Source organism: Ruegeria sp. CDSC051 (genome assembly GCF_059610665.1).
Genome location: NZ_JBXWOC010000011.1, coordinates 39,571 through 51,833, shown reverse-complemented (window position 1 = coordinate 51,833; position 12,263 = coordinate 39,571). Strand labels below are relative to the sequence as shown.

Annotated in this window: 13 protein-coding genes; 7 read left to right on the top strand and 6 right to left on the bottom strand. The window is 57.5% G+C overall.

Annotated features, from left to right (window positions below; genetic code table 11):
- Positions 1–57 precede the first annotated feature (57 nt).
- A complete protein-coding gene (gene hrpB, locus AC2FH0_RS19290; RefSeq protein ID WP_496790119.1) occupies positions 58–2,490 on the bottom strand; it encodes an ATP-dependent helicase HrpB in 2,433 nt (810 codons plus the stop codon).
- Between the two features lie 153 nt (positions 2,491–2,643).
- Here hrpB and meaB point away from each other — a divergent pair, with 153 nt between their 5' ends.
- The 5 genes from meaB to AC2FH0_RS19265 all read left to right on the top strand — a co-directional run bounded on the left by meaB (position 2,644) and on the right by AC2FH0_RS19265 (position 6,632).
- Entirely contained in the window at positions 2,644–3,621 is a 978-nt protein-coding gene (meaB, locus tag AC2FH0_RS19285) for a methylmalonyl Co-A mutase-associated GTPase MeaB (protein WP_142638208.1), read from the top strand.
- 149 nt (positions 3,622–3,770) lie between these two features.
- The gene (locus tag AC2FH0_RS19280) at positions 3,771–4,910 is read left to right on the top strand and encodes a Hint domain-containing protein (protein ID WP_496790118.1); all 1,140 of its coding nucleotides are present in this window, start codon (positions 3,771–3,773) and stop codon (positions 4,908–4,910) included.
- A 169-nt stretch (positions 4,911–5,079) separates the two neighbouring features.
- Complete coding sequence (gene rpmB, locus AC2FH0_RS19275) at positions 5,080–5,367, top strand: 50S ribosomal protein L28 (RefSeq protein WP_142638086.1); 288 nt, start codon at positions 5,080–5,082, stop codon at positions 5,365–5,367.
- 407 nt (positions 5,368–5,774) lie between these two features.
- A complete protein-coding gene (locus tag AC2FH0_RS19270; RefSeq protein WP_142638088.1) occupies positions 5,775–6,125 on the top strand; it encodes a hypothetical protein in 351 nt (116 codons plus the stop codon).
- Positions 6,126–6,167: 42 nt separating this feature from the next.
- On the top strand, positions 6,168–6,632 hold the full coding sequence (locus AC2FH0_RS19265; protein WP_142638090.1) for a copper chaperone PCu(A)C: 465 nt from the start codon (positions 6,168–6,170) through the stop codon (positions 6,630–6,632).
- Positions 6,633–6,713: 81 nt separating this feature from the next.
- Here AC2FH0_RS19265 and AC2FH0_RS19260 read toward each other — a convergent pair whose 3' ends face one another.
- Both AC2FH0_RS19260 and AC2FH0_RS19255 read right to left on the bottom strand, forming a co-directional pair.
- Entirely contained in the window at positions 6,714–7,322 is a 609-nt protein-coding gene (locus AC2FH0_RS19260; RefSeq protein ID WP_496692855.1) for an HdeD family acid-resistance protein, read from the bottom strand.
- A 54-nt stretch (positions 7,323–7,376) separates the two neighbouring features.
- Positions 7,377–8,072, bottom strand: coding sequence for an NAD-dependent deacylase (locus tag AC2FH0_RS19255; RefSeq protein WP_496790116.1), 696 nt, complete (start codon positions 8,070–8,072; stop codon positions 7,377–7,379).
- 28 nt (positions 8,073–8,100) lie between these two features.
- On the opposite strand from AC2FH0_RS19255, the gene AC2FH0_RS19250 reads away from it, so the two are divergent.
- On the top strand, positions 8,101–8,544 hold the full coding sequence (locus tag AC2FH0_RS19250; protein WP_496698072.1) for a low molecular weight protein-tyrosine-phosphatase: 444 nt from the start codon (positions 8,101–8,103) through the stop codon (positions 8,542–8,544).
- A gap of 67 nt (positions 8,545–8,611) precedes the next feature.
- Here the strand turns inward: AC2FH0_RS19250 and AC2FH0_RS19245 are convergent, their stop codons facing one another.
- The 3 genes from AC2FH0_RS19245 to AC2FH0_RS19235 all read right to left on the bottom strand — a co-directional run bounded on the left by AC2FH0_RS19245 (position 8,612) and on the right by AC2FH0_RS19235 (position 11,017).
- A complete protein-coding gene (locus AC2FH0_RS19245) occupies positions 8,612–9,538 on the bottom strand; it encodes a DMT family transporter (RefSeq protein ID WP_496790115.1) in 927 nt (308 codons plus the stop codon).
- 159 nt (positions 9,539–9,697) lie between these two features.
- The gene (locus AC2FH0_RS19240; RefSeq protein WP_282022114.1) at positions 9,698–10,639 is read right to left on the bottom strand and encodes a LysR family transcriptional regulator; all 942 of its coding nucleotides are present in this window, start codon (positions 10,637–10,639) and stop codon (positions 9,698–9,700) included.
- A gap of 66 nt (positions 10,640–10,705) precedes the next feature.
- The gene (locus tag AC2FH0_RS19235) at positions 10,706–11,017 is read right to left on the bottom strand and encodes a hypothetical protein (protein ID WP_142638101.1); all 312 of its coding nucleotides are present in this window, start codon (positions 11,015–11,017) and stop codon (positions 10,706–10,708) included.
- Between the two features lie 192 nt (positions 11,018–11,209).
- Between AC2FH0_RS19235 and AC2FH0_RS19230 the strand changes: the two genes are divergently transcribed.
- Positions 11,210–12,223: a hypothetical protein gene (locus tag AC2FH0_RS19230; protein ID WP_496790113.1), complete on the top strand. Its 1,014-nt coding sequence runs from the start codon at positions 11,210–11,212 to the stop codon at positions 12,221–12,223.
- Positions 12,224–12,263: the final 40 nt, after the last annotated feature.

Here is a 12,263-nt window from a genome sequence, read left to right as displayed (position 1 = left end):
GCCGTGCTTTCCGCATCTTCATGCCAAGAATTTTCGACGAAAATTCCCGACGGCCGCCTAATTTCGACGTTTTGCGCGCAGGGTGGGGTCGGCCTTGGTTGGATCTTCGGGCCAAGGGTGTCTGGGATATTGCGCGCGCATATCTTTGCGCACATCCGCGTATGACCCAGCCCAGAAACCGGGCAGGTCGCGCGTGATCTGGATGGGTCGTTGGGCCGGTGAAAGAAGAGTGATCTTGAGGGCCTCACCGCCAATGACCGGATGGCGCGTTACGCCAAACAGTTCCTGCAGCCGCACCGAGATTTCCGGTACTGCACCGCCATAATCTATCGGCACCTTTCGCCCCAGAGGAGTTTCAAACGACCCTGGAGCGCGCCGGTCCAGTTCCTGCGTCTGGGCCCAGTCCAGTCGGGCGCGCAACGCTGGCAACAGGTCGAACCGTTTCCAGTCTTCAGCATTGCGGACGCCGGAAAGCATCGGCAACAGCCAGTCTTGCAGCGTGTCGGTCAACCCCTCGATCGAGAAATCAGGCAGCTCTGCGCCTTCGGTCCGGACCAGTTCCACCCGTGCCGCCAATCGCGCAGCGGCCCCGTTCAGTCGCAGGCCAAGATCACGGACGCCATCCAGCATCGCCAATGCAACTGCTTCGTCCGGAACCTCTTTCCAAACACGATCACTCAACGTGATTGCGCCTAGCCGTTCTTGTTTGCGCGCAACGACACGGCGGTCACGTTTTGACCAGTCGCAGACCTCGATCCAGGTGATCTGATCCTCGAACAAGTCACGAATTTCCTTTTCCGAGATCTGTGCGGCCATGCGCACCTTTGCTTCGCGGGGGTTGCCATCGGTATCGGTCACAACCAGATAAGGCGCGGCAGCCAGCGTATCGCTGCCATCCAGCACAACACCCTTCCCTCCTGACAACACATAACGCGGCTCATCCCCTTTGCGCCGTTGTCCAATGCGATCGGGATAGGCGAGTGCAGCTGTTGCCGCTGGGCTGAAGTCGGACAGGTTGCCTTTGGTTTGCAGCCGCTTGGTCTCGGTTTTTATCCGTTCTAACGCACCAATGTTGACCTGCCAGACACGGTTGCGTTGAAAGGCGCGCATATCTCGCATGGCTTCGAGCCTAAGCAACATATCCACCGGAGCACCCCGTAAGGGATCACGCTCGGCCATGAGAGCGGCCAAAGGTGCGGCGGCGGGGCCGACCTGTTCCAGCATATGTCCCAATCGCGGGTGCAGAGGTAGCGCCGCTAGTGACCGCCCGTGGTCGGTGATCCGTCCCTTCCCATCCAGCGCGCCCAGCATCATCAGCAACGTGCGTGCCTCTGTCATCGTGCCCTCGGGTGGAGGGGTCAGGAAAGACAGTTCTTCGGGGTCCGCCCCCCAAAGTGCCAGTTCCAGCGCCAGCCCGGTCAGGTCGGTTGCCTCGATCTCGGCCGGGGGATAGGCGGCCAGCGCGCCTTCTTCGCCCTTCGACCATAAGCGATAGCACTTGCCTTCGGCGACACGACCAGCGCGGCCAGCGCGCTGCGTTGCCTCGGCGCGCGTCACCCGCTCGGTTACTAGTCTGGACATACCCGAACCCGGATCGAAACGCGCCCGCCGAGCCTGTCCCATGTCCAAGACCACGCGAATGTCTGGAATGGTCAACGAGGTTTCGGCAATGGACGTAGCCAAAACCACTTTGCGACCGGTTTCGACCGGTGCAATCGCTTGGCGCTGGGCAGCGAAAGGCATCGCGCCGAATAGTGGTCGCACCGTAGCTTTGCTGGATAGCCGGCCAGCCAAGGCGGCCTCTGCGCGGCGGATTTCGCCTTCTCCGGGCAGGAACACCAACATCCCACCTTCTGTTTCGCGCTCGGCCTGAACCACAAGATCGACCAATGCGTCCAGCTTTCGCGCCCGTTGTCCTAGCGGTCGGTCCAGCCAACGTGTTTCGACCGGGTAGCTGCGCCCTTGGGACGTCACAACGGGGGCCTCCATCAACCGTCCCACAGGCTCAGCGTCTAGCGTTGCCGACATTGCCAGCAGGATCAGATCGTCCCGCAATGCCCCGGCGACCTCAAGGCACAAAGCCAGGCCGAGATCCGCGTTCAGGGAACGTTCATGGAATTCATCGAAAATCACCGCACTAATGCCGGGCAGATCGGGTTTGACTTGCAGCATCCGGGTCAGGATACCTTCGGTGACGACCTCGATCCGGGTCGATTTCGATACCTTCGCCTCGCCTCGCACGCGATAACCAACTGTGTCGCCCACGCGCTGTCCCAGCGTATCGGCCATGCGCTCAGCAGCAGCCCGGGCCGCCAGGCGGCGTGGTTCCAGCATCACGATCTTGCCATCGCATAGCCCCGCCTCGAGTATCGCCAGCGGCACTCGTGTTGTTTTCCCCGCGCCCGGAGGTGCCTGCAGCACTGCGCGGCCCGAAGCCTTTAGGGCGGCAAGAAGGTCAGGAATGGCGTCGTCGATGGGCAGGCGTATCATGCGGGCTTTATCCGCCAACGGTACGACAAGGTCCAGTTCCGTCTCTTATGCCCGGAAAGCGTATATCCCAGAGGTAAATTCTTGTGCGCTCTGGTCTGGACAAACCCCTCATTGGGACGGCAACTAGAACTGCCGCAACTGATTGGGGGCGAAATGGAACTGGACAGCCTGAGTGACAGGATTTTGAACGGAGACCGGCGCGCGCTGGCCCGTGGCATCACGCTGGTGGAAAGCGGTCGCGCCGATCATCGTGCGCAGGCGACGGAACTGCTGACCAGATTGACCAAAGAAGGCCGCCAGGCCCTGCGGATCGGATTGTCAGGAACGCCCGGCGTCGGCAAGTCCACGTTCATCGAAAGCTTTGGTATGATGCTGACAGGGCAGGGGCTGCGCGTTGCGGTTCTTGCGGTTGATCCCAGCTCGACTCGGTCGGGCGGGTCCATTCTGGGGGACAAGACCCGGATGGAACGCCTGAGCCGCGAGAAAAACGCCTTTATCCGTCCATCACCCAGCCAGTCGCACCTGGGCGGTGTTGCCCGCCGCACACGTGAGGCCATCGCTTTATGTGAGGCCGCAGGGTTCGATGTTGTTTTGATCGAAACGGTTGGTGTCGGGCAATCCGAGACGGTTGTCTCCGAGTTGTCGGATCTGTTTATGCTGTTGCTTGCCCCGGCGGGCGGTGACGAACTGCAAGGCGTCAAGCGCGGTATCATGGAAATGGCCGACATGATCTTGGTCAACAAGGCGGATGGTGACCTGAAATCTGCCGCCACTCGCACCTGCGCCGACTATTCCGGGGCGCTGCGTCTGTTGCGTAAACGACCCCAGGACCCGGAAGGGTTTCCCAAGGCGATGACTGTCTCAGCGGTCGAGGAACATGGGCTGGCTCAAGCCTGGGAGGAGATGCAGTCCCTCAGCAAATGGCGCCGTGAAAATGGCCACTGGGAGGTCAACCGCGCCACGCAAGCACAATATTGGTTCGAACAAGAGGTTCGGTCTGCCCTTCTGGCGCGTCTGGCGACTCCACAAGCGCGCTCGGAAATGGAGCGTCTGGGCTCGCAGGTCAGCACTGGTCAGCTCAGTCCGTCGGTTGCGGCGGAACATATGTTGTCTGCTTTAGTCGCTGGCTAAGTCCTTATTCAAGCCTTTGATCTCATTCTCTTTCTGATTTCGGATCGGTGGGTTATCGCCCATAGGTTGCAAGTTGACCCAAACTTGATGCAAACTCAGGTTAAGGCCGCGCATCTGTCGCCAGGCCGGATATGCGGGAACCGTCAGCTATGCCCGATATTACTGGGACCAACGGCAACGACGATATCGACGTTAACAATGACACGGGGACCCTGAACGGTTCACCGGCTGGAACTCCGATTGATAATATCCGCGGCCGGGGTGGCGACGACGACGTCGATATCAATAACAGCACGATTACCGGGAATGTCATCGGCAATGCCGGCTCCGACACGATCACCGTCACCAGCAGCACCATTGGTGGCAGGATTGCCAGCGGGTCGGATGACGACACTGTCGATATCAGTGGCTCGAGTATTGGAAACATCCGGCTGGGGAGCGGCAACGATACCCTGAATTTCACCAGCACCAGCGTTAGTGGCGATTTGCGGGGTGGTGGCGGGACCGACACGTTGAACTTGCCGGTGGGTACCGTCATCACCGATACCAATTTTGGCGTCATTAATGTCGTAGATGGCGTAGGCTATACCCTGTCCAGCGGGACGTTCACCCTACCATCCGGTATCACGGTCACATATTCTGCCTTTGAGAACGGAAGTGGCGTTCCTTGTTTTACCCGTGACACGCACATCCTGACGCAGGACGGCATGAAAGCAATCCAAGCGCTGCGGATCGGGGACATGGTCCCGACCATGGGGTGCGACCCTCAGCCTATACGCTGGATCGGTCGTCGACAGTTTGACCGCGCCGCCTTGCTGGTAAATCCCAGGCTCTTGCCGGTACGAATCCTTGCAGGTGCGCTGGGCGAGGGTTTGCCGCATCGCGATCTTCTGGTCTCACGCCAGCACAGGATGCTGGTGCAGTCCAGAATCGCGGAACGCATGTTCGGCACCACCGAAGTTCTGATTCCGGCGATCAAACTGACCGCACTGCCGGGAATCTATATCGATGAGGCCGTGCAATCGGTTGAGTATTTTCACCTGCTATTTGATCGCCATCATGTCATCTTTGCCGAAGATGCCCCAACCGAAAGCCTGTTCACCGGAGTCGAGGCCCTGAAATCCCTCGGATCGGAGGCGCGGCAAGAAATTTTCGAAATCTTTCCGGAACTGATCGAAAATCATGGTGAAAACCCGGCCCGGTTCATACCATGTGGACGCCAACAGTCCCACCTGATCCAGCGGCATTTGAAGAACAACAAACCCTTGCTTCAACGCAATGGCGCCTAGGTCTTATAGAGTTTAAGATGGGTGCAAAGATTTCGCACGGCCCGTCTTGACCCTTCCTGTGATTCCCACTAAACGCATCCAACCAGTTTTCGGGCGCGACTTCGGGTTGCGCCCCTTGTGATTTGGCCACGGGTCCTGTACCCAGCCCGCAGATACAAAGGAAGAAACCATGTCGCGCCGTTGCGAACTGACCGGAAAAGGCCCGATGACTGGCAACAATGTCAGCCACGCCAAAAACAGAACTCGTCGTCGTTTTCTGCCCAACCTGAACGACGTAACCCTGCAGTCGGAAACCCTGGGTCGTGGCGTCAAGCTGCGTATCTCGGCCGCTGCCCTGCGTTCAGTTGACCACCGTGGTGGTCTGGATGCGTTCCTGGCCAAAGCCAAGGATGACGAGCTGTCCACCAACGCACTGAAAGTGAAAAAAGAAATCGCCAAGGCTCAAGCTGCGGTCTAAACGTTCTTTTTCATCAAAGATTTCGACCCTGTACCCGAACGGTGCAGGGTCTTTTCTTTTGTCTGAGTGAGTTTAGACGATTTCGCCGTCAGAGCGTGATCTTGTTCACATACAGTGTTCTGATGTTTGAATATGTTTGTTCATATTCTATTGGCGGAGTTCGATCTCATGTCTTTCAAATCCTTTGATTCCCTCTCCCTTTTGGCGGCCTTTTTTGGCAAGACGTTTGGGACATGTGTGCGGATGCAGCGTCAGGTGAACAGGTTGCATACCAGCCTGACCAAAGGGTCTGTCAAACGTCCTGGATTGGACAACTGACCTCGTACTGACCAAAATGACCCGAGGGCTTCTGGCGCATTCGATTGTGCTTGAAGCCCTTTTTGTCTCGGGCGTATACCGAAGGCAGGATGAAACACTTTCGGAACAGATTTCTATCATTTGCCCTGTCTCTGCTGGTCATTCTGACCGGTCAAGGGGTGGCTGCGTCGCGTGGCGTTGATACCGCAGTCGGGCAGATGGTGCTGTGTACTGGTGTTGGTCCTGTTGTGATCTATATGGATGCCGAGGGGCAACCGGCAAAGCCCCCGCATTTCTGCCCCGACTATGCGCTGACGTTGCTGGGTGCTATTGCTGTCGTTTCACATGTGCTGCCCGATGCACCAAGTTATGCCGGGCCATTTTTAGAGCGCGGCGACAGGAGCCTAATAGCAGCGCCCGTTCCGTTTCAGCCCGCCCGCGCGCCACCTGCAAGAGCCTGATTAAATTTAACTTTTTCAGACACTTGACATAGGAGAGGCGCAATGTCCCTCACTTCCAAACTTTTGGCAACCCTGGCTGCGGCCGCATTTGCCACCACTGCAATGGCGCAGGAAACCATCACACTAGAAGATGCCTATGCGCGCTCCGCCGGCAAAACGGCGAAAGCGGGCGCGGCCTTTATGGTGATTCAGAACACGGGCGAGGCGGATGACCGTCTTGTTCGCGCGGAATCGGAGGCGGCTGCACGGGTTGAGCTGCACACGCATCTGATCGATGCCAACGGCGTGGCGCAGATGACCCATGTCGAAGAGGGGTTCGTCATCCCAGCCGGTGGTGCGCATGCGCTCAAGCGCGGGGGCGATCACGTGATGTTCATGGGATTGGTTGCTCCGTTTGAACATGGTGCAACTGTGCCTGTAACGCTGGTTTTTGAAAAAGCCGGTGAGGTTGAGATCGACGTGCCGGTTGATCTGGAACGAAAAGACATGGGCGCCCACTCGAACTAAGGTCACGTCATCCTTCAAGCCGCTATGCGGCCGTCATCCACGCGTCAGGCCGGGCTTTGCCCGGCCTGTTTGCCTATCGCTTCAACGGTTAACAACCCGCATCGAAACGCGGTCATGCGCCCGTTTGAAGCGCGCTGCCAGAAAGAACATCACGGCGGCGAAAGCCAGAGCGGAAAAGGCAATGGCCCACCCCAGTGCGACCATGCCACTGCCGGGCCAGAACAACAGCACCAACCCAATGATCAGAGCAATGATCCCCGAGTTTCGCACCATCACGGCATCCGGGTTGTTGCTGGGTATCTGCCGCCATGCCAGCAACGAACCGATGCCGACGATCAGCGCCCAAGCACCCAGCAGGAAAAATGTCAGCCGCGCAACACCCTCGGGCCAGATCAGCAGGACAAGACCGATCAACAGTGCCCCGATGCCGACGCCGCCGATCAATCCGCGCCGTCCAAAGCCTAGTAGGGTCAGGCCGCCATCTAGAACCAAAAGCAGGCCGACCAGTCGCAACAGCAATGAGATACTGCCCGTTGGCCAAAACAGCGCGGCGATCCCCAATGCTCCGGCCAGACATCCGCGCAACAGGAAGGTCCACCACAGATTTGCCAGTTGGTCGCCAAATGTATCGCGGCCCTCCATACTGGAATCGTCCAGGATTTCTTCGCGCGTGTGGTGGGGGTCGGTCATGGGAGCCTCTTATTTCGATTGTCGTATCAATAATTTTGGTGCCGGTCTGGCGGGTTAAGATTCGCGCAGTAGCTTTTGAACCCAGCGTGGCAAGGTTTCGGATGCAGGGCCAAGTATCACCTGATCGAAACTCGAGGCGCCGGATGACGGATCCAGGTTCAACTCGACGGTTCGTGCGCCTGACATTGTCGCCTCGTGCACAAATGCTGCGGCGGGGTAGACCTGACCCGAGGTGCCGATTGAAGCGAAGATTGTAGCATTGGCCAGGTGATCGTAGATCAGGTCCATAAAATAGGGCATCTCACCGAACCATACAACATCGGGTCGGGCGGTTGGGCCACCGCAGGCGGGGCAGGGTTCGCCCACCGACATCTCGGGCGGGGCGACCCAGCGGTAATCGCAGGTGGTGCATAAGGCCCCAGCGAGGGTGCCGTGCATATGGATCACATTCTCGGATCCTGCGGCTTCGTGGAGGCCGTCGACATTCTGGGTCACGATGATAACCTCGCCGGGCCAGTTGCGTTGCAGGTGGGTCAGCGCGGTATGGGCCGGATTGGGTTGCGCCTGTGCAGCCTGCACACGGCGCGCGTCGTAGAACTTGTGCACCACCGCCGGATTGCGGGCAAAGCCTTCGGGCGTGGCGACATCCTCGATCCTGTGCTGCGCCCACAGACCTCCTTCGTCGCGGAATGTGCCCAGCCCGCTTTCGGCGGAAATCCCGGCACCGGTCAGAATGACGATCTTTTGCATTTCCGCCTCACGCGTTACACCCGGTTGTATGACACACCGTATCCTTTTCGTCTGTTTGGGCAATATCTGCCGGTCTCCGGCCGCCGAAGGTGCTTTTCGCGCCCGTGCGCCGCATCATGCCACTGACAGCGCCGGAACCTCTGGCTGGCACATCGGAGACCCGCCTTATGGCCCAATGCAGCAGGCTGCTCATGCCCGTAGTATCGACATCAGCGATCTGCGCGCGCGCAAATTCGTGGCCGAAGATTTTGACCGCTTTGACCTGATCATCGGAATGGATGCAGAGAACCTTACCAATATCGAAAATTTGCGTCCCCGTGGCAACGAAACTCCGGTTCGCTTGCTGACTGATTTCGCTACTGAGACAGGCGCGGATCATGTGCCCGATCCGTATTACACCCGTGATTTCGAGGGCACGCTGGATTTGATCGAAAAGGCCGTCGCAGGTCTTGACGCACATCTGAGGGCTTAGTTGTAAGAGCTCTGATGTCTTCGACATTCAGATGTAAAATCAATCGACGCCTGCATCGGGGCCAAGCTCACCTGTTTGGTTCTTTCGCAATCACAGTGGATAAGGTGCGTGTCGTCCGGCTTCTGGTGATCGCAATCGCACCCAAAACCAAAGCGCAGGCTACGGCCTGTGGCGTTGTGATTGCTTCGCCAAAGGCAAGAAAGCCCACAGCAAACATTGTCGGCAATTCAATGCTGCCGACGACCGCAGTTTGAGAAGCGCCGATCAACGGTGAGCAGATCGTATAAATGAGCTGTGGCACAAGCGCTGTGATCAGGCCAATTCCGACGATCAAAATCCAGTCGGATTGCCCCTGCGGGAGCAACTTGGCAACATCGGCGTTCAGCATCAGCGGCAAGAGCCCGAGAACCGATCCCAAGGAAACCGAAGCAATGCGCGCAAGCGGTGCGATGCGGGACAACCTGTGAACCAAGACACATATGCCGAAGCCGAACCCGATTGGGGCTGCTAGCGACATCAGAAGCGTTGGTATGTGCTGTAGCGGAACGGATGCGGGCGATCCTGCAATGAGTGCCGCCAACGTAATGAGGCCCGAGGCGAACAATGCGCGCCTTGTGGGTGTATCGGCGAACAAAGCCCAGGCAATGATCAGCGTGAAAACCGGATAGGTCATATAGAGAACGCCCACAGTCGATGCGGGCAATGTCTCCAGCGCCGTCACATATCCAATCCATCCAAGGCCCATTACCGCGCCTGCCGAAAGCCCCCAAACAATCTCGCGCCAAGCGTTTCGGTGTATAAAAAGAACAGGCAGCAGCAGAATTGCCGTAACGATGTAGCGATAGAACGCGACGGCATAAGGCGCGACGCCTTGCTCGGTCAGCCCTCGGCTAAAATAAGGAACCAGCCCGAAACAAATTGAGGCGAATAGAACGCCGGCAACCGCAATCGGATAGGGAATAGTTGGTCTCGTCTGTGTTGATATCGTTGCCATTCCAATTTGCTATCACAGGTTTGCGACTGCTGTAGCAGAGATTCGTCGAGCGGTTGCTTCGGTTCGCAAAGCTAACCCTAGTTCGGTTCTGTATGAAGATGGTGGCAGAAACACACGGCGCGTTGGTAATTATGCTTCCAATTTCTGCGGTGCCCTACACTAACTCATCACCTTCAACTGCCCGCCCAGCCACGGCACCTGCGCGACTGCCGGATCAACAATCTGGCTCCGCATCAGCCGTCGGATCATGTCTGCAACCTCTTTGGGTACTTGGTCCGACCAGTCAGAGCGGGTGAACAGCGAAATTGTGCGGGCGAAGTCACCGAACGGGACCGGGTGCGCCTCCATCCCGTCATGAAACCGCGTCGCACGCATATATCCCAGTGGTGTTGTGATCGCCCAGCCAAGCCCCTGTGCGACCATTGCCATCAGCGCCAGGTGCGAGCCGATTTCAAACCGTTCCTCGAACTCCATTTGCTGGCGCGCCAGATGCGCCTCGATCTGGCGACTGATCAGCTGATCTCGGGCGTATCGCAGAAAGGGCAGGTCCTGTATTGAATTCCCCATACCCTTTGGGGTCACCAGAATGAAAGGGTCCTGAACCAGAGGGTATTCAATCACACCCTTCAGGACCTCTCCGGAATGCGCGGATACAGCCATATGCAGCCTCTGCGCCTCCAGCTCGGCGAACAGGTTTAGACTGGGCAACGTGATCAGTTTGAATTTCGACCGGGTCAGGCTGTCGGCCAGCAAGGTCGCCAGCCGCGGGGTCAGATCGTTGTCGAAATCGTCTATCAAACCGATGGAGAGGGTGGTCAGATGCCCCAGATCCATCACGGTCAGTTCGCTTTGGGCCATTTGCAGTTCGGCCAGCACGACCTCGGCCCGCGCCAGAAAGCTGCGGCCGGCTTGCGTTAAACGCATTGGTCGTCGCCCGTGATCGACCAGATCAGTGCCCAATGCCTTTTCCAGATTGCGCAACTGCTGAGAAACTGAAGGCTGGCTGAGCCCCGTGATCTCGGCGGCCTGTGCCACCGATCCTGTCCGCGCCAAAGCCTCGAACACCTCAAGGCCCCGCAGGGTCAGCCCTTTCATTACCATCTGATACACCTTTCGCTGCGCCATATCTGAGGTGCAGTGCGCATCAGGTCAAGCAGCGTGACCAGCTTAGTTGCAGATTGCCTGCGCCATCTGGCCAAAGTTCTTATACCGATCCCACAGCGCATCATCGCGCGAAGTCTGCGACATCTTCAACTCCTGCGCCTGATGGGGGTCGGTAAACCACTTGGCGACGGTCTTCTGATCGCCCCGCGTCAACGCCTGATCCGCGACGCGCTGAATGCAGCTGCACCGCGCCCGCGTCGCCGCCGACCGGTCCGACGCCAGACACGCCCGTTTGATCTGCGCAGCCTCGCTCGGTGCCGGAGCCATCGCCGTCAGCGATGCCGCGCAGAATGCGATTAAGAGGAACTGTTTCATGCTCTTGCCTCGTTTTTGCCTGCCCGGACGGGTCTGATGCCCCTCTCGGTCTGCGGGGGAGTATGAATCAAACGGGGGGAGGGATCAATTGTTTTGACAGGCAAATCAAACGGTGTTGATTTGACGAGGGCACAACTACGCACTGAGGTGCGTCGGAAATGAATAAAAGCAGCTTATTCAAGGAGCAATTTTGTGGTTTCGATCAAAACGTTTTTCTTCTCGATCGCAGTCTGTTTGTCTCCGATAGCAGCTTTGTCAGATTCTGGTTCTCTGCAAGGCGAAGACGTGCCGGAATTCAACGAGGCGGTTCAAGCATGGTTGGATGGCGATGATTTGGTCGCATTGCAAAATCTGGCTGGACAGGCGCAACAAGGCAATACTGCGGCGCAAATCTTGCTGGCGAGTATAGCAAGCGGCAGCAAATACCACTCTCATGTTACTACAGATATGGAGCGCAAGGAGCGCATTGCTTTGTTGCGCAAACCCGGCGGTCTGTCTGGTAAATCTTGGCTGACCGAAGCACAGAACTCAGAGGCCTTAGCCCTGGCGCTTCTTCAAGCGTCCAAGATAGGAGAGAAGGCTCCGGCAATTGCAACGCTCATAGAGTTGGGCGAGCCGCAGAGAGCAATAATTGCTGCGCAATCTATGCTGTTAAATGGTGAGGCTGAAGAACTTGTTTCTGTCTTGCAGGGTCTGGATGACAAACTTCCCGAAGAGGCTGATGTATTATTGGCATGGGCGATTTTTCAAGCTTCACAAGGCTCAGACAGCCCATATGCAGGATCGGCTAGTGTTCCTAGAACTTTGACTGGTAATGAGCATTTCCGACTGTCTGAGTTTGCTTGGGGCCATCTCTCGCCACGCGCACTGGTCGAAGATGGCGAAGCGCGTGAAGCGGCAATTAAACACAGCGGCAATATCCGAGCTTGGACGCCGGTTCGAAATTTCTGTGAAGATCAATGCCCGGACTCTATTTCGGAATGTACTGCAACCGGCGGAAGTTACCTTACGACGCCATTGTCACCGCGCAGCCCGTTGGAAAGTGTAATTTCGAACGAAGTTTATTGGGCCAGTAAGCGTGTCACCGGCGATCTTGCTAGGTCCACTTGGGAAATCATCGTGGAGGCTGACAGTGATGCCAAGGTTCCCGACGCATGTTTCAAACGAAGTATGAAAGAACTGCAGCTAGTCGAAGGTCATGGGTAGGAGCGTTAGGTAAGATTTAGCAGGCCCAAGATGGAGCATA

Coding starts and splice junctions, on each gene's coding strand:
- hrpB (WP_496790119.1), bottom strand. CDS start 2,490: ATGATACGCCTGCCCATCGACGACGCCATTCCTGACCTTCTTGCCGCC.
- meaB (WP_142638208.1), top strand. CDS start 2,644: ATGGAACTGGACAGCCTGAGTGACAGGATTTTGAACGGAGACCGGCGC.
- AC2FH0_RS19280 (WP_496790118.1), top strand. CDS start 3,771: ATGCCCGATATTACTGGGACCAACGGCAACGACGATATCGACGTTAAC.
- rpmB (WP_142638086.1), top strand. CDS start 5,080: ATGTCGCGCCGTTGCGAACTGACCGGAAAAGGCCCGATGACTGGCAAC.
- AC2FH0_RS19270 (WP_142638088.1), top strand. CDS start 5,775: ATGAAACACTTTCGGAACAGATTTCTATCATTTGCCCTGTCTCTGCTG.
- AC2FH0_RS19265 (WP_142638090.1), top strand. CDS start 6,168: ATGTCCCTCACTTCCAAACTTTTGGCAACCCTGGCTGCGGCCGCATTT.
- AC2FH0_RS19260 (WP_496692855.1), bottom strand. CDS start 7,322: ATGACCGACCCCCACCACACGCGCGAAGAAATCCTGGACGATTCCAGT.
- AC2FH0_RS19255 (WP_496790116.1), bottom strand. CDS start 8,072: ATGCAAAAGATCGTCATTCTGACCGGTGCCGGGATTTCCGCCGAAAGC.
- AC2FH0_RS19250 (WP_496698072.1), top strand. CDS start 8,101: ATGACACACCGTATCCTTTTCGTCTGTTTGGGCAATATCTGCCGGTCT.
- AC2FH0_RS19245 (WP_496790115.1), bottom strand. CDS start 9,538: ATGGCAACGATATCAACACAGACGAGACCAACTATTCCCTATCCGATT.
- AC2FH0_RS19240 (WP_282022114.1), bottom strand. CDS start 10,639: ATGGTAATGAAAGGGCTGACCCTGCGGGGCCTTGAGGTGTTCGAGGCT.
- AC2FH0_RS19235 (WP_142638101.1), bottom strand. CDS start 11,017: ATGAAACAGTTCCTCTTAATCGCATTCTGCGCGGCATCGCTGACGGCG.